This window comes from Pseudomonas sp. A39, assembly GCF_058145955.1.
In genome coordinates this window covers 127,353-153,761 of record NZ_JBYVMD010000013.1, presented here as the reverse complement: position 1 = coordinate 153,761, position 26,409 = coordinate 127,353, and the positions used below count along the sequence as shown (strand labels likewise).

General features: G+C 62.8%; 19 protein-coding genes and 2 pseudogenes. 12 read left to right on the top strand and 9 right to left on the bottom strand.

Features of this window, described 5'->3' with window-relative positions; translation table 11 throughout:
* Window positions 1-298: 298 nt before the first annotated feature.
* The 5 genes from AC3ZU9_RS13240 to glnT all read right to left on the bottom strand — a co-directional run bounded on the left by AC3ZU9_RS13240 (window position 299) and on the right by glnT (window position 6,094).
* Window positions 299-1,624 (bottom strand): ammonium transporter, encoded by a 1,326-nt coding sequence (locus AC3ZU9_RS13240; protein ID WP_043205169.1) that lies wholly within the window; start codon window positions 1,622-1,624, stop codon window positions 299-301.
* A 181-nt stretch (window positions 1,625-1,805) separates the two neighbouring features.
* Entirely contained in the window at window positions 1,806-3,128 is a 1,323-nt protein-coding gene (locus tag AC3ZU9_RS13235) for an FMN-binding glutamate synthase family protein (protein WP_012723552.1), read from the bottom strand.
* Window positions 3,129-3,142: 14 nt separating this feature from the next.
* A complete protein-coding gene (locus AC3ZU9_RS13230) occupies window positions 3,143-3,817 on the bottom strand; it encodes a GltB/FmdC/FwdC-like GXGXG domain-containing protein (RefSeq protein WP_012723551.1) in 675 nt (224 codons plus the stop codon).
* Between the two features lie 11 nt (window positions 3,818-3,828).
* Window positions 3,829-4,737 (bottom strand): class II glutamine amidotransferase, encoded by a 909-nt coding sequence (locus AC3ZU9_RS13225; RefSeq protein WP_490090832.1) that lies wholly within the window; start codon window positions 4,735-4,737, stop codon window positions 3,829-3,831.
* 22 nt (window positions 4,738-4,759) lie between these two features.
* A complete protein-coding gene (gene glnT, locus AC3ZU9_RS13220) occupies window positions 4,760-6,094 on the bottom strand; it encodes a type III glutamate--ammonia ligase (protein WP_012723549.1) in 1,335 nt (444 codons plus the stop codon).
* 282 nt (window positions 6,095-6,376) lie between these two features.
* Between glnT and AC3ZU9_RS13215 the strand changes: the two genes are divergently transcribed.
* The 7 genes from AC3ZU9_RS13215 (at window position 6,377) to AC3ZU9_RS13185 (ending at window position 14,164) form a co-directional block, all read left to right on the top strand.
* Entirely contained in the window at window positions 6,377-6,976 is a 600-nt protein-coding gene (locus AC3ZU9_RS13215) for a helix-turn-helix domain-containing protein (RefSeq protein WP_027603577.1), read from the top strand.
* 419 nt (window positions 6,977-7,395) lie between these two features.
* Complete coding sequence (gene purU, locus AC3ZU9_RS13210; RefSeq protein ID WP_064052586.1) at window positions 7,396-8,262, top strand: formyltetrahydrofolate deformylase; 867 nt, start codon at window positions 7,396-7,398, stop codon at window positions 8,260-8,262.
* Window positions 8,259-9,164, top strand: coding sequence for a bifunctional methylenetetrahydrofolate dehydrogenase/methenyltetrahydrofolate cyclohydrolase FolD (folD, locus tag AC3ZU9_RS13205; RefSeq protein ID WP_012723546.1), 906 nt, complete (start codon window positions 8,259-8,261; stop codon window positions 9,162-9,164). Before purU ends, folD begins: the two co-directional genes overlap by 4 nt.
* Window positions 9,146-10,387 (top strand): FAD-dependent oxidoreductase, encoded by a 1,242-nt coding sequence (locus AC3ZU9_RS13200; protein WP_012723545.1) that lies wholly within the window; start codon window positions 9,146-9,148, stop codon window positions 10,385-10,387. The genes folD and AC3ZU9_RS13200 overlap by 19 nt, the downstream gene beginning before the upstream one ends.
* Before the next feature lie 13 nt (window positions 10,388-10,400).
* Window positions 10,401-10,700, top strand: a complete 300-nt coding sequence (locus tag AC3ZU9_RS13195) for a sarcosine oxidase subunit delta (protein ID WP_122810602.1) — start codon at window positions 10,401-10,403, stop codon at window positions 10,698-10,700.
* Window positions 10,697-13,594 carry a 2Fe-2S iron-sulfur cluster-binding protein gene (locus AC3ZU9_RS13190; protein WP_490090831.1) on the top strand — a complete coding sequence of 966 codons (2,898 nt, stop codon included), beginning with the start codon at window positions 10,697-10,699 and terminating at the stop codon, window positions 13,592-13,594. Before AC3ZU9_RS13195 ends, AC3ZU9_RS13190 begins: the two co-directional genes overlap by 4 nt.
* Before the next feature lie 3 nt (window positions 13,595-13,597).
* Window positions 13,598-14,164, top strand: coding sequence for a sarcosine oxidase subunit gamma (locus AC3ZU9_RS13185; RefSeq protein ID WP_490090830.1), 567 nt, complete (start codon window positions 13,598-13,600; stop codon window positions 14,162-14,164).
* Here the strand turns inward: AC3ZU9_RS13185 and AC3ZU9_RS13180 are convergent.
* The gene (locus tag AC3ZU9_RS13180; protein WP_046035378.1) at window positions 14,152-15,558 is read right to left on the bottom strand and encodes a purine-cytosine permease family protein; all 1,407 of its coding nucleotides are present in this window, start codon (window positions 15,556-15,558) and stop codon (window positions 14,152-14,154) included. The genes AC3ZU9_RS13185 and AC3ZU9_RS13180 overlap by 13 nt on opposite strands.
* 321 nt (window positions 15,559-15,879) lie before the next feature.
* On the opposite strand from AC3ZU9_RS13180, the gene AC3ZU9_RS13175 reads away from it, so the two are divergent.
* Window positions 15,880-16,365, top strand: a complete 486-nt coding sequence (locus AC3ZU9_RS13175; protein WP_012723540.1) for a flavin reductase family protein — start codon at window positions 15,880-15,882, stop codon at window positions 16,363-16,365.
* Between the two features lie 281 nt (window positions 16,366-16,646).
* Here the strand turns inward: AC3ZU9_RS13175 and AC3ZU9_RS13170 are convergent.
* Both AC3ZU9_RS13170 and AC3ZU9_RS13165 read right to left on the bottom strand, forming a co-directional pair.
* Window positions 16,647-17,243 (bottom strand): annotated as a pseudogene (locus AC3ZU9_RS13170) (methyl-accepting chemotaxis protein); the annotation flags it as partial.
* Window positions 17,244-17,504: 261 nt separating this feature from the next.
* A pseudogene (locus AC3ZU9_RS13165) lies at window positions 17,505-18,437 on the bottom strand (cache domain-containing protein); the annotation flags it as partial.
* A gap of 344 nt (window positions 18,438-18,781) precedes the next feature.
* Between AC3ZU9_RS13165 and AC3ZU9_RS13160 the strand changes: the two are divergent.
* From AC3ZU9_RS13160 to AC3ZU9_RS13150, 3 genes are all read left to right on the top strand, one after another.
* The gene (locus tag AC3ZU9_RS13160) at window positions 18,782-19,825 is read left to right on the top strand and encodes an LLM class flavin-dependent oxidoreductase (RefSeq protein WP_012723539.1); all 1,044 of its coding nucleotides are present in this window, start codon (window positions 18,782-18,784) and stop codon (window positions 19,823-19,825) included.
* 165 nt (window positions 19,826-19,990) lie between these two features.
* Window positions 19,991-22,399: a glucose/quinate/shikimate family membrane-bound PQQ-dependent dehydrogenase gene (locus AC3ZU9_RS13155; RefSeq protein ID WP_490090829.1), complete on the top strand. Its 2,409-nt coding sequence runs from the start codon at window positions 19,991-19,993 to the stop codon at window positions 22,397-22,399.
* A 55-nt stretch (window positions 22,400-22,454) separates the two neighbouring features.
* Complete coding sequence (locus AC3ZU9_RS13150) at window positions 22,455-23,720, top strand: carbohydrate porin (protein WP_490090828.1); 1,266 nt, start codon at window positions 22,455-22,457, stop codon at window positions 23,718-23,720.
* Between the two features lie 54 nt (window positions 23,721-23,774).
* Here the strand turns inward: AC3ZU9_RS13150 and AC3ZU9_RS13145 are convergent, their stop codons facing one another.
* Window positions 23,775-24,950, bottom strand: a complete 1,176-nt coding sequence (locus AC3ZU9_RS13145) for a XylR family transcriptional regulator (RefSeq protein WP_012723531.1) — start codon at window positions 24,948-24,950, stop codon at window positions 23,775-23,777.
* Window positions 24,951-25,089: 139 nt separating this feature from the next.
* Between AC3ZU9_RS13145 and xylA the strand changes: the two genes are divergently transcribed.
* Window positions 25,090-26,406, top strand: a complete 1,317-nt coding sequence (gene xylA, locus AC3ZU9_RS13140) for a xylose isomerase (RefSeq protein ID WP_012723530.1) — start codon at window positions 25,090-25,092, stop codon at window positions 26,404-26,406.
* Window positions 26,407-26,409 lie beyond the last annotated feature (3 nt).

The window sequence follows — 26,409 nt, the reverse complement described above, 5'->3', positions numbered from 1 at the left end:
TCACCTGATGAATCGACTGACACACCGCTATCGGGGGCAAGCCCCCTCCCACATTTGGATCGCGGTCTAACCGTTAGATGCCGCTCGGCTGTCAGGCCGCCGGCGGGAGCAAGCTCCCTCGCCACAGGTCCAGCGCCATACCCAGAGTGGTGTAGATACCGAGGCCGCGATGGCGCTGAATCAGTCACCTGATTAATCGACTGACACACCGCTATCGGGGGCAAGCCCCCTCCCACATTTGGATCGCGGTCTAACCGTTAGATGGCGCTCGGCTGTCAGGCCGCCGGCGGGAAAATGATCAGTGGTTGTAGGCCCGCTCATTATGCTCGGCCAGGTCCAGCCCCATCTCCTCCACCGACTCATGGGCACGCAACCCGACCAGGGCATTGACCACCTTGAGGATGATCCAACTGATCACAAAGCAGTACACCGTGGTCAGCAGCACCCCCTTAAGCTGGGCAACCACCTGCCCCCCCATGGTCACACCTTCCACCAGCCCCCCCATGGACGGTACGCAGAACACACCGGTCAACACCGCGCCGATCATGCCGCCGATGCCGTGCAAGCCGAACACGTCGAGGCTGTCGTCGTAGCCGAAGCGCCGCTTCAACACCGTCACGCTCAAATAACAGAACACCCCGCACAGCAAGCCGATGGCCAACGCACCGCCGACGCCCACATAGGCGCACGCCGGTGTAATTCCCACCAACCCGGCCAATGCACCACTGGCCAGCCCCAAGGCACTCGGCTTGCCGACCTTGAACCACTCGGTGAACATCCAGCCAAGAATCCCGGCGCAGGCGCCCAATTGAGTGTTGAGCATGACGATGCCCGAGGTGCCGCTGAGGCCGCCACCGGAGCCGATATTGAAGCCGAACCAGCCGACCCAGAGCATCGCCGCGCCGGCCATGGTCAGGCTGAGGTTATGCGCAGGCATTGGCGTGTTCTGGTAGCCCTTGCGCTTGCCGAGGATCAGGCACGCGGCCAGCGCGGCTACACCGGCATTGATGTGCACGGCGGTACCGCCGGCAAAATCAAGCACGCCCCAGTTATGCATCAAGGCCCCCGAACCGCCCCAGACCATATGCGCCACCGGGGCATAGACCAAGGTGAACCAGATGGCCATGAACAGCAGCGCCGCCGAGAACTTCATGCGTTCGGCAAAGGCGCCAGCGATCAGGGCTGGGGTGATGATGGCGAACGTCATCTGGAAGGTCACGAACACCCCTTCCGGGATATCCCCCACCAGGCTCTCCGGGGTCATGCCCGCCAGGAAGGCGCGGCTGAGGCCGCCTACAAAACTGTTGAAGGTTACCTGCCCTTCGACCATGCCGGTGGTGTCGACCACCATGCTGTAGCCGTAGATCACCCACAGCACGCCCACCAACCCGGCGATGCCGAAGCACTGGGTGAACAGCGAAAGCATGTTTTTCGCACGGACGAGGCCGCCGTAGAACAGCGCAAGCCCCGGCAAGCACATGAACAGCACCAGCACGGCGGCGGTGACCATCCAGGCGGTGCTGCCGGTGTTCAAGGTGGGTGCATCAGCGGCGTATGCCAAGGGTGCAAAGGCACCGGCCACTAATAAACCGAAGAGGGATTTGCCAAGAAGACGATTGACCATGTTCAAAGCTCCTGCAAAAGAAATGGGAAGTACCTGGGTGTAGTGAGCGGGCTTGCCCCGCGCTGGGTGGCGAAGCCGCCCTTAAACCAACCGCCGCATTTCTACCTCAAGGAATGCGGCGGCTTTATTGGGGTGGCTTCGCCACCCGGCGCGGGGCAAGCCCGCTCACTACAGGGGCCCGCTAGTAACCGGAACCCGGCACCCAACGGGTCCCCGCCAGCGGCACCCGGGCCATGGCGGCCGACTCCACGGTCAGCGCCACCAAGTCCTCGGGGTCGAGGTTGTGCAGGTGCGATTTGCCGCACGCACGCGCCATGGTCTGTGCCTCCAGCACCATCACCCGCAGGTAGTTGGCCAACCGCCGCCCGCCTTCCACCGGGTCAAGGCGCTTGGACAGCTCCGGGTCCTGGGTGGTGATGCCCGCCGGATCGCGACCGTTCTGCCAGTCGTCGTAGAAGCCGGCGGCCGAGCCGATCTTTTTCAGTTCCGCGTCCAGTCGTGGGTGGTTGTCGCCCAGGGCAATCAGCGCCGCCGTGCCGATGGCCACCGCGTCCGCGCCCATCGCCATGGCCTTGGCCACATCGGCACCATTACGAATCCCGCCCGACACGATCAACTGGACCTTGCGGTGCATGCCCATCTCTTGCAAAGCCTGTACCGCTTGCGGGATGGCCGACAAAATCGGAATGCCCACATGCTCGATAAACACTTCCTGGGTCGCGGCGGTGCCGCCTTGCATGCCGTCGAGCACGATCACATCGGCACCGGCCTTGACCGCCAGCTTCACGTCGTAATACGGCCGGCTCGCGCCGATTTTCACGTAGATCGGTTTTTCCCAATCGGTGATTTCACGCAGCTCGGCAATCTTGATCGCCAGGTCATCGGGGCCGGTCCAGTCCGGGTGGCGACAGGCGCTGCGCTGGTCCACGCCGATGGGCAAAGTGCGCATGCCGGCCACACGCTCGGTGACTTTCATGCCGAGCAGCATGCCGCCACCGCCGGGCTTGGCGCCCTGGCCGAGGACGATCTCGATGGCGTCGGCCTTGCGCAGATCATCCGGGTTCATGCCGTAGCGCGACGGCAGGTACTGATACACCAGGTGCTGGGACTGGCCGCGCTCCTCCGGGGTCATGCCGCCGTCACCGGTGGTGGTGCTGGTGCCGGCGATGGTCGCGCCACGGCCCAGGGCTTCCTTAGCGTTGGCCGACAGCGCACCGAAACTCATGCCAGCGATGGTCACCGGGATCTTCAGGTGGATAGGCTTCTTGGCGAAGCGATTGCCGAGGATCACATCGGTGCCGCACTTCTCCCGATAGCCTTCCAGCGGGTAGCGCGACACGCTGGCGCCGAGCAGCAGCAAGTCATCGAAGTGCGGCAGCTTGCGCTTGGTGCCGCCGCCGCGAATATCGTAGATGCCCGTTTCGGCGGCACGCTGGATTTCCTGGATGGTCAGGCGGTCGAAGGTGGCCGACTCGCGCAGGACCGGAGGGGTTTGTTCAGTCATGGTGGAGCTCCTGATCAGTACGCGGAGGCGTTATCGACTTTGAAGTTGTAGAGTTGACGGGCCGAGCCGTAGCGCTTGAAATCTGCCGCCTGGTGGGCGAAACCGGCGCGGTCGAGCAGTTCCTGCAGCTCGTGCAGGTGTTCGCTGCGCATCTCTTTTTCGACGCAGTCCGAGCCCAGGGACTCCACCGTGCCTTTCACGTAGATGTGGGTTTCGTAGAGCGAATCGCCCAGCGCATCGCCGGCGTCGCCGCACACCACCAGACGTCCGGCCTGGCCCATGAAGCAGCTCATATGGCCGATGCTGCCGCCGACGACGATGTCGATGCCCTTCATAGAAATCCCGCAACGCGCGCCCGCGTCGCCCTCGATCACCAGCAGACCGCCATGGGCGGTGGCCCCGGCCGCCTGGGACGCGCTGCCTTTGACGCGCACCGAGCCGGACATCATGTTCTCGGCGCAGCCCACGCCGACATTGCCGTGCACGGTGATCGAGGCCTGTTGGTTCATGCCTGCGCAGTAATAACCGGCGTGGCCCTCGATATCGATGGACACGGCCTGGTTCACGCCCACGGCGAGGTTGTGCTTGCCGTTGGAATGGGTCACGCGCCACTCGTTGTCGATGGCCTGGGCGTGCAACGCCTGGTTGAGGTCACGCACGGTGGCGGTGGAAAGATCGATGGTTTTCATGTGTGCGCTCCTTAAGCTGCTGACTCGCGTTCCCAGATGTACAACGTGGCCGGTGCCGGCTCCCAGATCCGCGCATTCTCGATGCCCGGCAGGCTCGACAGCGCCTGGTACTCGGAGGCCATGGCGACGTAGTCGTCGGTCTCGGCGAGGATCGCCGGCTTGCACGCAATCGGGTCGCGGATCACCGCAAAGCCGTGGCGCGTGCCGATGGCGAAGGTGAAGAAGCCGTCGAGGTCTTCCAGGGAATGGTCCAGCGCCTCTTTGAGCGAATCACCCTGTTGCAGGCGCCAGGTCAGGTAGCCGGCGGCGACTTCGGTGTCGTTGTCGGTTTCGAAGTGGATGCCTTCGCGCTTGAGTTCCTGGCGCAGGCGGAAGTGGTTGGACAGCGAGCCGTTGTGCACCAGGCACAGGTCGGCGCCGGTGGAAAAAGGGTGGCTGCCTTCCATGGTCACCGCGCTTTCCGTGGCCATGCGCGTGTGGCCGATGATGTGGCTGCCCTGCATGTTTGCCAGGCCGAAGCGCTGGGAAATCTCCTGCGGCAGGCCCATGCCCTTGAGGATCTCGATACTCTGCCCGGCGCTCATGATGCGCACGCTCGGCGCCAGTTCGGCCAGGGCCAGGCGTACCGGGGCTTCGTCGGCGTGGATCTTAAGTACAGCGGCGCTGGCGTTCTGGAACCAATCCAGGGAACAGCCAAGGCGCCCTTCCAGCTCGCCCATCAAGCCTTTCCAGTCGAAGGCTTCGGTGGTGGCTTGCAGGGTCAGCTTGACCCAGCCATCGGCGACTTCATCGCCGTAGATGGCGAAACCGGCGCTGTCCGGGCCACGATCGGTCATGGCTTGCAGCATGGGTTCAAACAGCTTGCCGAGCTGGGGTTCCAGCTGCGGATTCTTCAGGTACAGGCCTACGATTCCACACATAACAAGTCTCCGTCACACGGTGTCAGAAAAATTCGGTATAGCGCTGGATTTCCCAGTCGCTCACATGGCGGCTGTACTCCACCCACTCCATGCGCTTGAGCTTGATGAACTCGCCCACGATCTGCGGGCCAAGCACTTCGGCGAACAGCGCGTCGGCTTCCAGTGCGTCGCAGGCTTCCTTGAGGGATTGCGGCAGGGTCTTGATGCCGCGCTCGGCGATCTGCTCGAGGCTCAGGCTGTAGAGGTTTTCGTTGCAGACGTGGTCGATTTCCAGCTGGCGATCGATACCGTCCAGGCCCGCGGCGATGATCGCGGCGCTGACCAGATAGGGGTTGCAGCCGGCATCCGGCAGGCGAAATTCCAGGCGACCGTAGGGCACGCGCACCATGGCCGAGCGGTTGTTGGCGCCAAACGCGATAAAGGCCGGGGCCCAGGTGGCACCGGACAACGAGTTGCCGACTACCAGGCGCTTGTACGAGTTGACCGTGGGCGCGGCGAACGCACACAGCGCCGGGCCATGGGCGAGCAAGCCGGCGGCGAAGTGATAGGCAAGTGTCGACAAGCCCATGCCGCTCGGGTCGCTGGCGTCATGGAACAGGTTTTTGTTCTCGGCGCTGCTGATCGACAGGTGAAAGTGCATGCCATTGCCGGCGCGTTTCGGGTCGGGCTTGGGCATGAAGGAGCAGATCATGCCCAGGTCATTGGCGATCTCGCCGGCGGCCATGCGGAAGAAGGTGAAGCGGTCGGCGGACGTCAAGGCGTCGCTGTAGGTGTAGTTGATCTCGAACTGGCCGTTGGCGTCTTCGTGGTCGATTTGATAGACCTCGAAATCCACCGCCTGCAAGGCTTCGGTCAGGCGCTCGAGGAACACCCGCGAACGCGACAGGCCCTTGTAGTCGTAGCAAGGCTTGTCGAGGTTGTCGCTGGGGTCGACCAATTGCAACGTGCCCTGCTCGTCACGGCGCATCAGGTTGAACTCGGGTTCGAGGCCGGTGTTCAGCGTCCAGCCCTTGTCCTGCAGGCGCTGCACTTGTTGCTGCAACACGTAGCGGCTGTCGTAGGGGTGGGGTTTGCCGTCGACATGGCCGACACACACCACACGCCCATAACCTGGCTGCCAGGGTACCGGGGTCAATGTCGACAGATCGCCGCGCGCCATGAAGTCCGGACCGTGGGGCTCCATGCCCATGCCGCTGATGGCAAACCCTGCAAACCCCGCGCCCTCTTCGGCCACCGTCTTGAGCCCGCAGATGGGCACCGACTTGGTCTTGGCCGCACCGTGTATATCCACAAACTGCGCAAGCACGTACTTGATCCCGTGCTTGTCGATGATGCGCTGGGTTTCTGCTGGCAACATTGCGTGTCACTCCTCGCGAAAGGCAAAACCGTGTGGGTGGGCCTAGGCTGTCTTTTTATTCCTAAAAAGAAAGTTAGTTTCCCTACAGGAATGCAATACCCTTGCCAGATTCGCGGACGGCTGTTTGATGTGCCGGTGAAAGCGCTTTTGTGCTGTATATATGGGAAAATTCTTTTCCCTGCAGGAATACGTACAGCGGGGTGGCCTTTAAGCGCCAGACTTTGCACTTTCCCAGTGCGAAAATAATATTACTGAACGGAAACCGTGCAGGAGCCGATGATCATGTCCACCGAAACCGCCCCGCGCCTCAAGCTCGAGCAATACCTGGGGCTGCAGATCAAACGCCAGCGCCAGGCCCAGGACCTGAAGCTGTCTGACGTGGCAAAAATTGCCGATATCAGCCAGGGCATGTTGAGCAAGATCGAGAACGCCCAGGTCTCCACCAGCCTCGATACCTTGAGCCGCCTGTGCGATGTGCTCGGGCTGCCGCTCTCGAAATTATTCAGCGAATACGACCAGCAGGATGGCAGCGCCTTGCTGGTCAAGGCCGACCAAGGCATGGAAGTGGTGCGCCGGGGGACGGAGAAGGGGCATACCTATCACCTGCTCAACCATACGCGCGGGCCGAAGAAGAGCTTCGAGGCGTACATGGTCAGCATGGATGACGCCAGTGAGGAGTTTCCGACGTTTGCGCACCCAGGGACGGAGTTTCTGCACCTGCTTGAAGGGGAGCTGATTTATCGCCACGGCAACCAGCTGTATCGCATGGAGGCCGGGGATAGCCTGACGTTTGAGGGCGAGATTCCCCATGGGCCGGAGGAGTTGGTGCGGGTGCCGATTCGGTTGTTGTCGATCATGAACTACGGCAACGACAAAGAGTAATGCACGAACGGCGCATGAGCACCTTGTAGTGAGCGGGCTTGCCCCGCGCTGGGCGGCGAAGCCGCCCCAAACCAGGCGACTTGGTCTTATCTGGAACTCGGCGATGTCTTTATGGGGGCGGCTTCGCCACCCAGCGCGGGGCAAGCCCGCTCACTACAGTTTGCAGAGACCTGTGACCAGCGCAGGCAAGCCAGCGCCCACCTTTGATCGCATTCGACCTTCCCGTCGCCCCCGAAAAAAATTCCCCCCAGTTAAAAATCTTTCCCAAAACCCCTAGACGCCCCGACCTCATTCCCCTATAAAGCCACTTCAGGAATATTTTATTCCCCACAAGAAAACGCGCTCAAGGAATGAGCCTGCTGTCCTCAGACATTTTTTCGCTATGCGATGAGCTGCCGCCATCATCCCGAGGACGTGTCATGCAACACGAAAAAAACCATTTCATCATCAAGGTCACTTGTCCCGCGGTGTCCGGCATTGTCGCTGCCGTCACCACTTACCTGGCGGACAAGGCGTGCTACATCGGGGAGATGGCGCAGTTCGACGATGACTTCAGCGGCCGCTTCTTCATGCGTGCGGTGTTCCGCTTCAACGATGGCCATGCGGGCAACCTGCAAGAGATCAGAGACGGTTTCGCCGATGTCGCCCAGGCCTTCGACATGCAGTGGGAGCTGCACGACACCCGCGAGCCGATGCGCGTGATGCTGATGGTGAGCAAGTTCGACCACTGCCTCACCGACCTGCTCTACCGATACCACAAGGGCGAGATGGACATGACCCTCACCGCCATCGTCTCCAACCACCTTGACCTGCGGCCGATGGCCGAGCGCGAGGGCATTCGCTTTATCTACCTGCCGGTGTCCAAGGACAACAAGGCCGCGCAGGAAGCCGAGTTGATGAAGATCGTCGACGACACCCGCACCGAACTGGTGGTGTTGGCGCGCTACATGCAGATCCTCTCCGACGACCTGTGCCGGCAACTGTCGGGGCGGGCGATCAATATCCACCATTCGTTCCTGCCCGGTTTCAAGGGTGCCAAGCCCTATCACCAGGCTTATCAACGCGGCGTGAAGTTGATCGGTGCCACCGCGCACTACGTGACCAGCGACCTGGATGAGGGCCCGATCATCGAGCAGGAAGTGCAGCGCGTCGACCACGTGTACAAGCCTGACGACCTGGTCGCCATCGGTCGCGACACCGAAACCGTGGCCCTCTCCAAGGCGGTCAAGTACCACCTGGAGCACCGGGTCTTCCTCAATCAGGACAGAACGGTGGTGTTCCGGTGAACGCGCATAAACTGATCGACGGCAAAGCCGCCGCCGCACGGGTGCTGCTGCAAGTGCGCGAAGACGTGGCGCGCCTGCATGGGCAGGCTATTCAACCGGCGCTGGCGGTGATCCTGGTGGGCAACGACCCGGCCAGCCAGGTGTATGTGCGCAACAAGATCCTGCGCGCCGAAGAGGTGGGCATCCGCTCCGTGGAGCATCGCCTGCCCAGCGACACCAGCACCGAACAATTGTTGATCCTGATCGGCCAATTGAATGCCGACCCGGCGATCCACGGCATCCTCCTGCAATTGCCGTTGCCGGCGCAGATGGACGAACTGCGCGCCCTGGAGGCCATCGCGCCGGACAAGGACGTCGACGGTTTTCACAGCCAGAACGTCGGCGGCCTCAGCCAGGGGCGCGCGGTGCTCACGCCGTGCACGCCGAGCGGTTGCCTGTACCTGCTGGAACACACCTGCGGCGACCTGCGCGGGAAGCACGCGGTAGTGATCGGCCGTTCGAACATCGTTGGCAAGCCCATGGCCGCGCTGCTGCTCAAGGCGGATTGCTCGGTGACCGTGCTGCACTCACGCAGCCACGACGCCCAGGCCCTGTGCCGCCAGGCCGATATCGTGATCGCTGCCGTGGGCCGCGCCCGCTTGATTGACGCGAGCTGGTTGAAACCCGGCGCGGTGGTGATCGATGTCGGCATCAACCGCATCGACGACGACGGCCGCAGCCGCCTGGTGGGTGATGTCGACTTCGACAGCGCCCTGCCCCATGTTGCCGCCATCACCCCGGTGCCCGGCGGTGTCGGGCCGATGACCATTGCCTTCCTGATGAAAAACACCGTGGCCGCCGCCCAGGCGCAACACCACGCCCTACGCAGCCAATCGGAGGCCGTATGCCATTCAATCTATTGAAATACGGGCTGAGTTCCGAGTACCCGGTGGAGGTGGACCTGCCATCGCCCAAGGCACTCAAGTCGAGTTACGACGTGGTGATCATCGGCGCCGGTGGCCATGGCCTGGCGACGGCCTACTACCTGGCCAAGTACCACGGCATCACTAATATCGCGGTGCTGGAAAAGGCCTACTTGGGCGGCGGCAATACCGCGCGCAATACGGCGGTGATCCGCTCCAACTACCTCACCAGCGAAGGCGTTCGTTTCTACGCCGAGTCGGTGAAGATGTTCCAGTCGCTGTCCAACGAATTCGATTTCAACATCATGTACTCCGAGCGCGGCCAACTGACCCTGGCCCACACCGACGCCACCGTGCGTTCGTTCCGCCAGCGCGCCGAGGTCAACAAGCACTTCGGCGGGCGTACCGAGATGATCGATCGCCAGCAGATCCGCGAGCTGGTGCCCAGCCTTAACCTCGACCCCGGCCACCTGCCAGTGATCGCCGGGCTCTGGCATATCGACGGCGCCACCGCGCGCCACGATGCCGTGGCCTGGGGCTACGCCAAGCAGGCGGCCAAGCGCGGCGTGGAAATCCACCAGCTTACCGAAGTGCAGGACCTGATCATCGAAAACGGCGCCATCACCGCGGTGAAAACCAATCGCGGCACCATCAAGTGTGGTTGCGCGGTGCAGGCGATTGCCGGGCACAGCTCGCTGCTGATGGCCAAGGCCGGCATCCGCTCGCCGATCCAGACGTTCCCGCTGCAGGCCATGGTCACGCAGCCGTTCAAGCCGTTCCTCGATCCGCTGGTAAGTTCCTCGGCGCTGCACTGCTACGTGCAACAAACCAGCCGTGGCGAAGTGGTGTTCGGTGGCGGTTCCGACCCGTACCCGCTGTTCAACACGCGCTCGACCCTGGACCTCAAGGAAAGCCTGTTGGCCCATGCCATCGAGATGTTCCCGTTCCTGGCTAACGCCAAGTTGATGCGCCAGTGGGCCGGGATCACCGACATGACCCCCGACTACAGCCCGATCATGGGCCTGTCGCCGGTGAAGAATTACTACCTCGACGCCGGCTGGGGCACCTGGGGCTTCAAGGCCACGCCGATCTGCGGCAAGACCATGGCCGAGCTGGTCGCCAGCGGCGGCAAGGTGCCGGACTTGATCAAACCCTTCGGTCTCGAGCGCTTTTCGACCTTCCAGCAAGTCAACGAAATGGGCGCCACAGCGGCCAGCCACTGACGGAGAGCAGACGATGAAAATCATGATTTGCCCGCTCAACGGGCCGCGCAATATCAGCGAGTTCACCTACGGCGGTGAATTCAAACCGATGCCCGACCCGCTGACCTGCAGCGATGCCGAATGGGCCGACTACGTGTTCAACACCGATAACCTTGCCGGCGTGGTGTGCGAATGGTGGATGCACACGCCGTCCAGCTACTGGTTCCTCGCCGAGCGCCACACGGTCACCGACGAGATCGTGCGCACCTTCGATCCGCGCGAAGTGTTCACCACCCGCGTCGACTTCACCACCGCCAAGGAGATCGCCGGATGAACCGCCTCCCCGCCCCCATGGGCCTGCTGATCCAGCGTGACCAGCCACTCGACTTCAGCTTCGACGGCCTGCCCTACCAAGGTTTGCAGGGCGACAGCATCGCCAGCGCCCTGCTCGCCAACGGGCGCTTCCTGATGTCGCGCTCGTTCAAATACCACCGCCCACGCGGCCCGTTGACCATGGCCGGCCATGACGCCAACAGCCTGGTGCAACTGCCTCGCGAACCCAACGTATTAGCCGACGCCCACGCGCTGTCCGCCGGCTTGGCGGTGACGGCGCAGAACGTCAACGGCTCGCTGGACAACGACAAGGACGCCTACCTGGGCAAGTTCTCCAAGTTCATGCCGGTGGGCTTCTACTACCGTTCGTTCTACAAGCCCAAGGGCATGTGGAAAGTCTGGGAGCCGATCATTCGCAAAAAGGCCGGCCTGGGCGTGCTCGACCTGACGTTCCAACCCGAGTACTACGACAAGGCCTACCTGTTTACCGACCTCGCCGTGATCGGCGCCGGCCCCGCTGGCTTGCAGGCCGCGCTGACCGCCGCGAATGCCGGCGCCAAGGTGCTGCTGATCGAGCAGCAACCGATCCTCGGCGGGTCGCTGACCTACGCGCGCTTCGATATTGCCGGCACCCGCGCCGACACCTTGCGCCGCGAGTTGCTGGGCGCGGTGCAGCAACACGCGAATATCCAGGTACTCACCGACGCCACCTGCAATGCCTGGTTCACCGACAACTACCTGCCGGTGATCCAGGGCAAGCGCCTGTACAAAGTGCGCGCGCAGCAGTGCCTGGTGTGCAGCGGTTCGTTCGACCAACCGGTGGTCTTCCGCAACAATGACCTGCCGGGGGTGATGCTCACCAGCGCGGCGCAACGCCTGATGAAGCTGTATGCGGTCAAGCCCGGCAAGCGCGCGGTGGTGCTTACCGGCAACGATGACGGCTACCTGGCCGCCCTCGACCTGCATGACCAGGGCGTGGACGTGGCCGCCGTGATCGACCTGCGTCACGCCCCGGCGGACAAAGCCTTGCCCAGTGCCCTGGCCCAGCGCAAGATCGCGTGCCTGAGCAACAGCACGGTGTTCGAGGCCCTGCATGAAAAAGGCCTGCGCCATGTGAAGGGCGTCGACGTGCGCCAGATCACAGGCCAGGGCCAGGTCAGCACCAGCGGGCAAGTGATCGACTGCGACCTGCTGTGCATGTCGGCCGGTTATATGCCGGTCTATCAGTTGCTGTGCCAGGCCGGTGGCAAGCTGGCCTATGAAGACTCGCGGGCGGAGTTCAGCCTCAGTGGCCTGCCGCGCAATCTGGGCGTGGCCGGTTCCGTACACGGTCGGCATCAACTGGACAATGTGCTGGCGGATGCGACCAACGCCGCCGCCGACAGCCTGCTCGCCCTCGGATTGAACAGCACCAGCCCGCCTGCAGCGCTGCGCCCTGAAGCCCAGGTCAACTTCCCCTGGCCGATCTTCCCGCACCCCAAGGGCAAGGATTTCGTCGACTTCGACGAAGACCTGCAGGTGGCGGACATCGTCAACGCCACCCGCATTGGCTACCGCGATGTGCAGTTGGTGAAGCGTTATTCCACGGTCGGCATGGGCCCGTCCCAGGGGCGCCACTCAGCGCTGCCGACCGCACGGCTGGTGGCCTGGGCGACCCAGCGCACTATCAGCGAAACCGGGGTCACCACCGCACGGCCGCCGTTCGTGGCGGAGAAACTCGCGCATGTCGCCGGACGCGCCTTCGACCCCTACCGCCAAACGCCGATGCACGCGCGCCATGTGCAAGCCGGGGCGAAGATGATGCCCGCCGGTATCTGGCAGCGCCCGGCCTATTACGGCAAGGCCCAGGACCGCGAAGCGTGCATGCAGGCCGAAGCGCTGCACGTGCGCAACAAGGTCGGGCTGATCGATGTGTCCACACTCGGCGGCCTCGACGTGCGCGGCCCGGACGCCGCCGAACTGCTCAACCGCCTCTACACCTTCGCGTTCCTCAAGCAGCCGGTGGGCCGTTCGCGTTATGCGCTGATGACCAACGAACACGGCGTGGTGATCGACGACGGCGTGTGCGCGCGGCTGGCCGACAACCACTTCTACGTCACCGCCACCACCAGCGGCGTCGATCGTATTTACCAGCAGATGCTCAAGTGGAACGCGCAGTGGCGCCTGGACGTGGACGTGACCAACGTTACCGCCGCGATCTGTGCGATGAACGTGGCCGGGCCGGATTCGCGCAAGGTGCTGGAACAGGTATGCAGCGATCTCGACCTCAGTGCCGAAGGCTTCCCCTACCTGGGCGTGCGCCAGGGCACAGTGGCCGGGATCAAGGCACGCCTGCTGCGGGTGGGTTTCGTCGGCGAACTGGGCTATGAAATCCACGTACCGGCACGCCACGGCCTGGCGTTGTGGGACGCGTTGATGACGGCCGGCAAGGCCTTTGACATTCGCCCCTTCGGCGTGGAAACCCAACGCCTGCTGCGCCTGGAAAAAGGCCACGTGATCATCAGCCAGGACACCGACGGCATGACCCACCCGGCAGAAATCGACATGGGCTGGGCGGTCAGCCGCACCAAGCCGTTCTTCGTCGGCCGCCGCTCGGTGGACATCCTCGAAGCCCAGCCGCTGAAACGCAAACTGGTGGGCTTCAGCCTGCCCAAGGGCAGTGTGCAACCGCTGGAAGGCCACCTGGTGCTCAACGGCGCGGACATCAGCGGCAACGTCACCTCCTGCGAATACTCCACCAGCCTGGGCCGCATCATCGGGCTGGCCTACGCCGGGATCGACCAAAGCACACCGGGGCAGCGCATTCCGATTCGCGTCGAAGGCGGCATCGTCGTCCAGGCCGAGGTGGTGCAACTGCCGTTCTTCGACCCCACTAACCAACGCCAGGAGGGTTAAGCCATGACCAGTCTGAAGGCCCACGAATTGTTCACGCCGCCCTGCCAACTGCAGGACCAGACCGACCTGCCCCGGGTCGGCTTTCGCGGCGCACAGAGCGCCGAGTACCTCACGGCGCGCGGCTTCACGTTGCCGGGCGGGCCCAACCAAGCCTGCGCGCAAGCGGACGGCAGTTGGGTGGCGCGCCTGTCGCAGAACGAATACCTGGTGCTGGGCAGCCCGCAGGATCAGGGGCAACGGATTGCCGATGAAGAAGCGCGTTGGGAACTGGACCACCGCGCCAACTACCTGCTGCCACGCCAGGACAGCCATGCCTGTGTGCGGCTCAGCGGGGAGGTGATTGCGCAGGTGATGGCGAAGCTGTGCGGGGTGGATCTCAGTTTTCCGGCCTTCAAGCCGGGGATGGTGGCGCAGACCTCGGTGGCGCGGGTCAATGCGATTGTCATCCACACAGGCAGTGTGGAGCTGCCGGCGTTTCATATCCTCTGGGATCGCGCCTCGAAGGCATACTTCGATGGCGCGTTGCGGGATGCGCTGGAGGAGTTCGGCGGGGTGGGTCAGTCGGTGTAGCCCAACCGCGCCGCCCTGACCTTTTGGGTGTGTTGACGTGTCGCCAGGCAGTAATACAACGGGCACGTCACCACCAACCCCACCAGCCACGACAAGTCCGCGCCTTCCACCAGGTTGGCCCACGGCCCCACATACAGCGACGTATTGGCAAACGGCAGTTGCACGATGATGCCGATGAAGTACGCCACGATCGCATGCAGGTTGAAACGCCCATACACCCCGCCATCGGCCTGGAAGATCGAGGCAATGTCATAGACCCCGCGCTTGATGATGTAGAAGTCGATCAGGTTGATTGACGCCCACGGCACCAACACCAGCAACAGCGCGAGGATCAGGCCGATAAATTGCGAGATGAAGTCCGCCGACGCGCCCAACGCCACCACGCAGCAACCGGCCAGGATCACGCCCGACAGCGCCACGCGCACCTTGATGCTCGGGGTCCAGTGGCTGGCGAAGGTCTGGACCGAGGTGATGATCGACAGCACCGCGCCGTACAGATTCAGGGCGTTGTGGCTGATGATATTGAGCAGGAACAGCACCATCAGGATCGGCCCCAGCCAGCCGGTGGCGTGCTTGACCGCGACCATGGCTTCGGTGCCTTCGGGCGTGGCCAGTGCAGCGACCAGGCCAAAGGCGAAGGACAGGATGGTGCCGAGGGTCGCGCCCAGGTAGGTGGCGAGAAACGGCCGGGTGATGCCAATGTCCGCCGGCAGGTAGCGCGAGTAGTCACTGGTGTAGGGCGAAAAGCTGATCTGCCAGATCACCCCCAGCGACACGGTAGCCAACCAGCCAGCTGCGTTGAAGCCGCCACGGGTAAGGAAATCTGCCGGCAGGTCATGGGCAAAAATGTAGATAAAACCGGCCAGCAAAGCACTGCCCATCACCCAGGTGCCGATGCGGTTGAGGGTATGGATAAAGCGATAGCCGATCACGCCGATGGCGGTGGCGCTGAGGGCGCCGATCAGGATGCTCGCCGGCACCGGCACCGACGGCACGATGCCGACGATGGACTTGCCGGCCAGGACGATATTGGAGATGAAAAAACCGATGTAGATCAGCGCGGCGAAGAACACGATCAGCAGCGCGCCGTAACGGCCGAACTGGCCACGGCTCTGCACCATCTGCGGGATGCCCATGCGCGGGCCTTGGGCCGATGCGAGGGCAATCACGATGCCGCCGAGCAGGTGCCCGAGGGCAATCGCCAGCAGCCCCCACGCCAGATTGAGATGGAACACCTGGGCCACCATGGCACCCGTGACGATCGGCAGCGGCGCGATGTTGGTGCTGAACCATAAGGTGAACAGGTCGCGGGCCTTTCCATGGCGCTCTGCGAGGGGGACGTAATCGACCGTGTGATGCTCGATCAGGGGGTCTTGCCGGGACATCTGGGGCATGGAAATGAACTCGCGTTTGTCTGATCTTATAGTTGTTTGACGCCAAACCGGGGGAGCTCTCTGGCCGCCCCTCAGATGAACACCATATTATGGTATTCCAACATTTTCACAAGACTGATCCGTAGTCTTAGCGCGCATCTGATCCGCAAGTGTGCCACAGCGCACCCTGTTATTTCCCGCCATAGCCCCCGTATTTATGGGTGATAAACCCGAGAATTGACGTTCATCGGGAGATTGAAAAAGCGGTTGCACCGACTGTATTACGGTATACCATCAGACCTACAAACTCATAAAAACCGCTTTACCGCAGAGGACCGTCCCATGATTGATGCCGCTATCTACAAACAAGTGATGGGCTCGTTTCCGTCCGGTGTCACCGTGATCACCACGCTCGATGACGAGGGGCAAATCGTCGGGTTGACCGCCAGTGCCTTCAGTTCACTGTCCATGGACCCGGCCCTGGTGCTGTTCTGCCCCAACTACAGCTCCGACTCGTACCCGGTGTTGATCAAGAACAAGCGCTTTGCCATTCATGTGCTTTCCGGTGGGCAGCAAACCGAAGCCTATGCCTTTGCGCGCAAAGGCAAGGACAAGGCCCAGGGCATCGAATGGACGCTCAGTGAGTTGGGCAACCCGATCCTGGCCAATGCCACGGCGGTGATCGAGTGCGAGTTGTGGCGCGAATATGAAGGCGGCGACCACGCGATCATGGTCGGCGCGGTGAAGAACCTGATCGTGCCCCGGCAGAACGCCGGGCCACTGGTGTATTGCCACGGCAAGATGGGCGCCCTGCCACTGCCGGCCTGATCCCCGACACCGTTCTGAAAACACCGAAGATCAAATGTGGGGCTTGCCCTAGTGCCAGTCAGTTAAGGCAAACACTGTACCTGTGGCGAGGGAGCTTGCTCCCGTTGGGCCGCGAAGCGGCCCCAGCTCTTTGTTTAAAACAACTGGGACTGCTACGCAGTCCAACGGGAGCAAGCTCCCTCGCCACAGGTTACTTTTCGCTCTTGCTGCTTCTTAACTGACTGGTAGTAGGGCTTGCCCGCTCCCTCATTCGAACGTCCCCCAAAGGGGTGCGGTGTCAGTCAGGTTCGAAAGCGGCTGACCAATTGATTCAACGTCTGCGACAACGCCGTCAATTGTTGTGCATCCTGGCGTGTAGAGTCGGCCAGGCTTGCCACTAATTGCGCATCCCCATGAATCTGACTGATGTGCCGATTGATGTCTTCGGCCACCTGGTGCTGCTCTTCGGCCGCGGTGGCGATTTGCGTGTTCATGTCGCGAATCACGTCGACCGACTCGCGGATCAGGCCAAAGCTGGCCCGCGCGTCGTTGATCGACACCACCGTTTCCTGGGACACCTCCAGGCTCGCATGCATCTGCTTGCCCATCTGGTGAGTGCGGCGCGCCAGGTTGCCGAGCAGCCCGTCGATTTCACCGGTGGAGTCCGAGGTGCGCTTGGCCAGCGCGCGCACCTCGTCCGCCACTACCGCAAACCCACGGCCCTGCTCACCCGCCCGCGCGGCTTCGATGGCGGCGTTCAGGGCCAGCAGGTTGGTCTGCTCGGCAATGGAGCGGATGGTGCCGAGGATCGACTGGATGTCATTGCTGTCTTTTTCCAATTGCTCCATGGCCTGGGCGGATTGGCCGATCTCTACACTCAAGCGCCCGACACTGCTCACCGCTGCGTCGATCTGCTGCTGCCCGGTGTGGGCCTGGCGCTGGCCGTTGTCGGCCGAGTCGGCAGCCTGGCTGCAGGAGCGCGCGACTTCGTTGGAGGTGGCAACCATTTCATGAAACGCCGTCGAAACCATATCCACCGCTTCGCGCTGTCGCTCGGCGACTTCGGCCATTTCCACCGAGACTTCGGTGGCACTCCCGGAGCTGCTGTGGATCTGCCCGGCCGCCTGCCCGATGCGCTGGATCAGCGTGCGGATCGCTTCGAGGAACTGGTTGAACCAGCCGGCCAGTTGCGCCGTCTCGTCACGCCCCTTCACTGCCAGGCGCGCGGTCAAGTCACCTTCACCTTGGGCGATGCCTTCCAGGCCGCTGGCCACGCCGCGAATCGGCTTGACGATCAACCCGGCAAACCAGGCCCCCGCCACCGCAAACAGCACACCACACACCAGCGCGATGGCTGCAATCAGCCAGGTCAGGCGCGCCGCGCCGGCCATCACTTCACTCTCGCGCACCAGCCCGACAAACCGCCAGCCCAAGGCCTTGGACGGCCACACCAGCGCCATATAGCGCTCACCCGCCAGCTCGACCTGCACCAGGCCTTGGTCGGCTTCGCTCAACTGACGATAGCCATCGCCCAGTTGGCCGAGGGGCTTGAAATTATGGGACGGGTCATTCGGGTCCACCAGCACCGTGTTGTTGGCTTCCATCAGCATCAAATAGCCGCTTTCGCCCAGCTTGATCTGCTTGACCAGGTCGGTCAGTTGCTTGAGGGACACGTCGATGTTGACCACCCCGCTCGCCTTGCCCTGGCGGTCGTTGAAGCTTTGCACGGTGCTAACCAGCACCACATCGTCGGCGGCCCAGTAATAGGCCTCGGTGCGCAGGGTCTTGCCCGGCTGGGCCATCGCGGCCTTGTACCAGGGGCGTGTGCGCGGATCGTAGCTGGCCAGCTTGGGGTCGCCGGGCCAGAACACATAACCGCCGTCCTCGGTGCCCAGGGACAGGTAGGTGTAGGCCGAATGACTCTGGGCCAAGCCTTCGAACAGCTTGAACACCTGCTCGTCGCGCTCGCCGGGTGCGACTTGCGCGGCATCGCTGGCCAGGTAGCGTTTCACATCACCCTTGATACTCTGCAGTTGCGGGTGCGCGGCCAGGTAGCTGACGTTCTGGCTGATGCCTTCGAAAAACAACTGCATCGCGTTGTCGACCTGGCGGATCTCGCGCCCGCTGCTGTCGATAAAGCCATCCCGTGCCTCATGACGCACATTGAGGATGATCAGCACAGCCACCAGCACTACCGGCAGGCTGGCGATCACCGCAAAGGCCAGGATCAGTTTTTGTTTTATGTTCATCTAGCTCGCTTTCCTTGTGAGGTGACGGTGCGACCGTTGGAGAGAAAAGTTTTGCGGATATTCCGTATTATGGTATACCAATAATTAATCCGCCGAACAGCCGTCATCACTGGCATGCTTCAACGTGGCGAGAGTACTTAAGGGCCCGCAGCCGACAGGCCGATCACAATAGATCCGAGGTAAGCGTCATGAAGTTTTCCCTGTTCGTACACATGGAACGTTGGGACGAAAGTGTCAGCCACCGGCAGTTGTTCGAAGACTTGACCGAACTGACCCTGATGGCCGAGGCCGGCGGTTTCAGTACCGTATGGATTGGCGAACACCACGCCATGGAATACACCATCTCGCCGAGCCCGATGCCGCTGCTGGCTTACCTCGCGGCCAAGACCACTACCATTCACCTGGGCGCCGGCACCATCATCGCGCCGTTCTGGCACCCGTTGCGGGTGGCGGGTGAATGCGCCTTGCTCGACGTGATCAGCAACGGGCGCATGGAAGTCGGCCTGGCCCGTGGTGCTTACCAAGTCGAATTCGACCGCATGGCCGGCGGCATGCCCGCCTCCAGCGGCGGCCAAGCGCTGCGCGAGATGGTGCCGGTGGTGCGTGCGTTGTGGAAAGGCGACTACGCCCACGACGGCGACATCTGGAAATTCCCCACTTCCACCAGCGTGCCCAAGCCGATCCAGCAGCCCAACCCGCCGATGTGGATCGCCGCCCGCGACCCGGACTCGCATAACTTCGCGGTGGCCAACGGCTGCAACGTGATGGTCACGCCGCTGATGAAGGGTGACGAAGAAGTCCTCGACCTGAAAAACAAATTCCAGGCCGCCCTCGACAACAACCCCGGCGTACCACGCCCGCAACTGATGGTGCTGCGCCACACGCACGTGCATGCCGCCGATGATCCGGACGGCTGGAAAGTCGGCGCCAAGGCGATCTCGAAGTTCTATCGCACCTTCGATGCCTGGTTCGGCAATAAAGAGGTGCCGGTGAATGGCTTCCTGGCGCCGAGCCCGGAAGAAAAATTCGCCGCCCGCCCGGAGTTCGAACTGGAAAGCCTGCACAAGACCGCGATGATCGGCACCGCCGAAGAAATCATCCCGCGCATCCGCTACTACCAGGAACTGGGGGTGGATGAGTTCAGCTTCTGGTGCGACAACAGCCTGCCCCATGCCGAGAAGAAGAAGTCGCTGGCGCTGTTTATCGAGCAGGTGGTGCCGGCGTTTCGTTGATCGCTGCATAACCCAGCCGCTTGCCTCTTCACGGAGCAAGCGGCTTTTTGTTGTCAGCTATCATCACCCTATCGGTAAAAGTCTATTGCGCCGCACAATGTACTAACTGGTTACTTATCTTGCTAAAATCGCGTCTTTGCCCTCTCACCTTCGAGTCCTGTCGATATGAAACGAGCATCGAGCGCCCTTGGCGCCTCTAGATTCCTCCTGCTGGGCCTGGGCGTGATCATCGCCTTGCTCGGCCTCGCGCTTGCCGTCGGCGGCGTTAAACTGGTCAGCCTGGGCGGTTCTTGGTACTTCCTGGTCGGCGGTGCGGTGATGGCCGTTTCCGGCCTGTTGATTGCCCTGCGCAAACCGGCCGGCGCGTGGTTATTCGCGGCGTTCCTGGTGGGCACCGCGATCTGGGCCGTGGCCGACGTGGGTCTGGTGTTCTGGCCGCTGTTCTCGCGGGTGTTCATGTTTGCGGCCATCGGTATGGTGGTGGCGCTGGTTTATCCGCTGCTCGTCAACAAGCCTGCCCGGGGCGCCTATGGCGTTGCCGCCGTGCTGGCAGTGGGCGTGGCGGTGGCGGCAGGCAATATGTTCGTTGCTCACCCAAGCGTCGCCCCGACCGGTGCCGGCCCTGGCATCACCCCCGTAGCCCCGGCCGATGCCCAGAAAGACTGGGCCCACTACGGCAACACCGAAGGCGGCAGCCGCTTCGCCGCGCTGGACCAGATCAACCGTGACACGGTCAATAAGCTCAAAGTGGCCTGGACCTACCACACCGGTGACGTGGCGATCAGCGACGGCAACGGTGCCGAAGACCAACTCACGCCCCTGCAGATCGGCAACAAGGTGTTTATCTGCACACCGCACAACAACCTGATCGCCCTCGACGCCGACACCGGCAAAGAACTGTGGAAGAACGAGGTCAACGCCAAATCGGCGGTGTGGCAGCGTTGCCGGGGCATGGCTTACTTCGACGCCAGCGCGCCGATTGCCCAGCCGACCCAGCCCAACAGCTCGCCGATCATTGCCGCCAGCGTTCCTGCCGGTGCGCAGTGCCAGCGTCGCTTGCTGACCAACACCATCGATGCACGCCTGATCGCCGTGGATGCTGACACCGGCAAGTTCTGCGAAGACTTCGGCACCCACGGTCAAGTGGATTTGAAGGCCGGCCTGGGTAACGTGCCGGACAGCTACTACCAACTGTCCTCGGCGCCGTTGATGGCCGGCACCACCGTGGTGGTGGGTGGCCGCGTGGCCGACAACGTCCAGACCGACATGCCCGGCGGCGTGATCCGTGGCTTCGACGTGATCACCGGCCAGATGCGCTGGGCTTTCGACCCGGGCAACCCGGAAGACAAAAAAGCCCCGGCCGACGGCAGCACTTATGTACGCAGCACGCCGAACAGCTGGGCGCCAATGTCCTATGACCCGCTGATGAACACGGTTTTCCTGCCGATGGGCAGCTCGTCCACCGACATCTACGGCGTGGAACGCACCCAGCTCAACCACAAATACGGCGCCTCGGTACTGGCGCTGGACGCCTCCACCGGCACGGAAAAGTGGGTGTACCAGACCGTCCACAATGACCTGTGGGACTTCGACCTGCCGATGCAGCCAAGCCTGATCGATTTCACGCCGCCAGGCAGCGACAAAGCCGTGCCGGCAGTGGTGATCGGTACCAAGGCCGGACAGATCTACGTGCTCGACCGCGCGACCGGCAAGCCGCTGACCGACGTGCAGGAAGTCCCGGTCAAGGCCGCCAATATCCCTAACGAGCCCTACTCGCCCACCCAGCCAAAGTCGGTCGGCATGCCACAGATCGGCGCGCAGACCCTGACCGAGTCGGACATGTGGGGCGCCACGCCGTTTGACCAGTTGCTGTGTCGCATCGACTTCAAGGGCATGCGCTACGACGGCCTGTACACCGCGCCAGGCACCGATAAATCCCTGAGCTTCCCGGGCTCGCTGGGCGGCATGAACTGGGGCAGCATCTCCACCGACCCGGTGCACGGTTTCATTTTCGTCAACGACATGCGCCTGGGTCTGTGGATCCAGATGATACCGTCGCAGAACAAGGCCCAGGCCTCGTCCGGTGGCGAAGCACTGAACACCGGCATGGGCGCCGTACCGCTCAAGGGCACGCCGTATGCGGTGAACAAAAACCGCTTCCTGTCGGTGGCCGGTATCCCGTGCCAGGCGCCGCCGTTCGGCACCCTCACCGCGATCGACATGAAGACGCAAAAGGTCGCCTGGCAAGTGCCGGTCGGCACCGTTGAAGACACCGGCCCGCTGGGGATCCGCATGCACCTGCCGATCAAGATCGGCCTGCCGACCCTCGGCGGTACCCTCTCCACCCAGGGCGGCCTGATCTTCATCGCCGGCACCCAGGACTTCTACCTGCGCGCCTTCAACAGCGGCAACGGTGATGAAATCTGGAAAGCCCGCCTGCCGGTCGGCAGTCAAGGCGGTCCGATGACCTACGTGTCGCCGAAAACCGGCAAGCAGTACATCGTGGTCACCGCCGGTGGCGCACGCCAGTCCACCGACCGTGGCGACTACGTGATCGCCTACGCCCTGCCATAACCCTCTCCAGGCGCGGTGCCCCCAGCACCGCGCCTTCTGCTTTGGAAGACCCCGCATGACCCCCTCTTCTCATCTTTCCCTTGGGCGCCTGTTGCTCGGCCTGGCCCTGGGTGCCGCCCTGCCTGTGCAAGCGGATGACACCACCCTGACCGGCGACTGGGGCGGCCTGCGCCGTGAGCTCGACGAGCAAGGCGTGCGCTTCACCGGTGACTACAGCGGCGAAACCGCCTACAACGCCCACGGCGGCCAGCATCGTTCGGCGCGCTACTCGCAGAACGTCAAGCTCGGCGTGCAGTTCGACCTGGGCAAGCTCTATGGCTTCAACAAGGGTGACCGCATCCAGCTCACCCTCAACGACCGTCGCGGCAACAGCGCCTCCGAAGACCTGGTGGGCAACCGCCTGCCTATCCAGGAAAACTACGGCGGCCTCTACACGCGCCTCACCGAGCTGAGCTACGAGCGCACGCTGTTCACCCCGGCGCTGAACCTCAAGGTCGGCTACATGGCCATGGGCAACGACCTCGGCGGCCTGGACAGCGGCATCCTGTGCAACTTCATGAATGCCGGCTTCTGCGGCCACCCGCTGAACATGTCCGGCGGGAGCGGCTGGACCAACTACCCCAACGCACGCCTGGGCGCACGGGTGAAATACGACTTCTCGCCTGCCTGGCAACTGCGCATCGCCGCGTTCAATGTCGACCCGGACAGTAACGGCGACTCCAGCCGCGCCTGGCACCTGAGCCCCAAGCACACGACTGGCACCGTAGTGCCCATCGAGCTGGTGTACAAACACGCGGGCAGCCTGCCGGGTGAATACAAACTGGGCTATTACTACGACAGCTCCGACGTGAAACGCATTGGCAGCAACAAGTCGGTCAGCGGTCGCGGTGGTCACTACCTGCTGGTCGACCAGGCGGTGTGGGCGTCCGACTCATCCGCCGGCCGCGTGCTGCATGCCTTCGGCCAATACTCGGCAGCCAGCGAAGCGGCCTCGCCGTTCAGCAAGTGGTACGGCGCCGGCGTGGTGCTTTACAAGCCGTTTGAGGGACGGCCACGCGACACCCTGGCCTTGGGGTATGGGCGTGCCGTACCCAACCCCCGCAGTCGCGACGTGCAGGAACTGGCCGCCTTCAACGCCGGGAACGATTACCCCAACCTGAACAATGCCGAACAATTGATCGAACTCAGCTATGGCTACCAGGCCACGCCGTGGCTGAACCTGCGCCCGGATGTGCAATACATCATCGAGCCAGGAGCGTTCTCCGGCGCGGATATCGACAACGCGCTGGTGGTCGGCCTGCAGGTCAAGGCAGTGTTCTAAGCGCTCAGCCCACTCCCACATTTTATCTCTCGCATTCAGTCTGAATACGCGGCCCTAGGCCGCACCCTGCTGGTACTCCCGTGGCGTACAACCGAACTCACGGCGAAACACCGTATGCAAGTACTGCGCGGAGGTGAAGCCGCAGCTCGACGCAATGTCGGCAATGGCCAGGTCGGGGTCGGCCAGGCCCTTGGCGGCGGCGGCGAGTTTGAAGCGCAGGATCTCGTCATGCACGCTGCAGCCGCGCACCTTGCGAAAGTGCGCTTCCAGGGAGGAACGCGACACCCCCACATACGCCGCCACCTGCGCGGTCTTGATGCCTTGGCAGGCGTACTGCCGGATAAACAGCAACGCTTGCATCACATAGGGATTGCCCAAGGGTTGATGCAAGCTGGAAGCCTGCACATTGATCGCATCCGGCGGCACCAGGATCTGCGTCCCGGCGCAGGGTTTGCCGTGCAGCATCTGGTGCAGCAACGCCGCCGCGGTGCGGCCCATGGTTTCGGTGCCCTGGATCACCGAACTCAGCGGCACCCGCGTAAGGGTGCGGGTCAGCGGGTCGTTGTCGATGCCGATCAACGCCACCTCCTCCGGCACGGCGATGCCGGCGGTGAGGCAGGCTTGCAGCAACTGCCGGGCGCGGGCGTCGGTGACGGCGATGATACCGATGGGCTTGGGCAGGCTGTGCAGCCAGGCGATCTGTTGTTCCACCGCGCTGTCCCACAACGGCGCGCTGGTGCCCAGGCCGCGATACACCTCGACGTGCAGGCCATCGCGTTGCAGCAGACGGCGAAAGGCTTTTTCGCGCTCCTGGGCCCAGCGATTGGCCTGGGCCTCGGGCAGGCTGAAACAAGCAAACCGCGTCAGGCCCGCTTCGATCAAATGTTCGTAGGCCAACTTCATCAAGGCGTGGTTATCGGTGGCCACATAAGGAATGCCCTTGGGGTAGGCGCGCGCATCCTCATAAGAGCCCCCCACCGCCACCACCGGCAGCGTGCTCCCGGACAACGCCTCGCCGATCAGTGGGTCGTCGAAGTCGGCGATGATGCCGTCGCCCTGCCAGCGCTCGATGCCTTTGAGACGACAGAGAAAGTCCTCTTCCAGGAACAAGTCCCAGGACGCGCGGGTGCTGCTCAGGTAGTTTCCGATGCCGGCGATGATGCCGCGGTCGTAGATTTTGCTGCCGTTGAAGAGCAACGCAATGCGGTGCACGGGCGGTAGGGTTTTCATTGTTGTTGTCCTGGGGCCAGTCGCCACAGACTAGACCCTGCCACTCAAAATCGCACTGTCCTTTGGTGATTTTCATAATCGGCAAGGCCGATGCCGTTGCTAGTATCGAGACACCGCCAAGAACAATAAGGAAAACGCCATGCCGTACTTCCCCGGTGTCGAGAAGGTTCGCTTCGAAGGCCCCAGCAGCGACGCCCCCCTCGCCTTTCGCCATTACGACGCCAACAAGATCATCCTCGGCAAACCCATGCGCGAACACCTGCGCATGGCAGCCTGCTATTGGCACACCTTCGTATGGCCGGGGGCGGATATGTTCGGTGTAGGCACCTTCAAGCGGCCCTGGCAGCGCAGCGGCGACCCGATGGAACTGGCCATCGGCAAGGCCGACGCGGCGTTCGAATTTTTCTCCAAACTGGGCATCGACTACTACAGCTTTCACGACACGGACGTCGCCCCTGAAGGCAGCTCGCTCAAGGAGTACCGCCACCACTTCGCGCAGATGGTCGACCACCTCGAGCGCCATCAGGAACAGACCGGGATCAAGCTGCTCTGGGGCACCGCCAATTGCTTCAGCAACCCGCGCTTTGCCGCCGGCGCCGCGAGTAACCCGGACCCGGAGGTGTTCGCCTACGCCGCCGCCCAGGTGTTCAGCGCCATGAATGCCACCCTGCGGCTCAAGGGCGCCAACTATGTGCTGTGGGGTGGCCGTGAAGGCTATGAAACCCTGCTCAATACCGACCTCAAGCGCGAACGCGAGCAACTCGGGCGCTTCATGCGCATGGTGGTGGAGCACAAGCATAAGATCGGCTTCAAGGGCGACCTGCTGATTGAGCCCAAGCCCCAGGAACCGACCAAGCACCAATACGATTACGACAGCGCCACGGTGTTCGGCTTCCTGCATGAGTACGGGCTGGAGCATGAGATCAAGGTGAACATCGAGGCCAACCACGCCACCCTGGCCGGGCACAGCTTCCATCACGAGATCGCCACGGCCGTGTCCCTGGGTATCTTCGGCAGCATCGACGCCAACCGCGGCGACCCGCAGAACGGCTGGGACACCGACCAGTTCCCCAACAGCGTCGAGGAAATGACCCTGGCCACCTATGAAATCCTCAAGGCCGGCGGGTTCAAGAACGGTGGCTACAATTTCGACTCCAAGGTGCGCCGCCAGAGCCTGGACGATGTGGACCTGTTCCACGGGCATGTCGCGGCCATGGATGTGCTGGCCCTGGCGCTGGAACGTGCGGCGGCGATGGTGCAGAACGACCGCTTGCAGCAGTTCAAGGACCAGCGTTATGCCGGGTGGCAGCAACCGTTGGGCCAGGCAGTGCTGGCCGGAGAGTTCAGCCTGGCATCGCTGGCCGAGCATGCGTTTGCCCATGAACTGAACCCGCAGGCGGTGAGTGGTCGTCAGGAGATGCTTGAAGGCGTCGTGAATCGCTTTATCTACACCTGATAG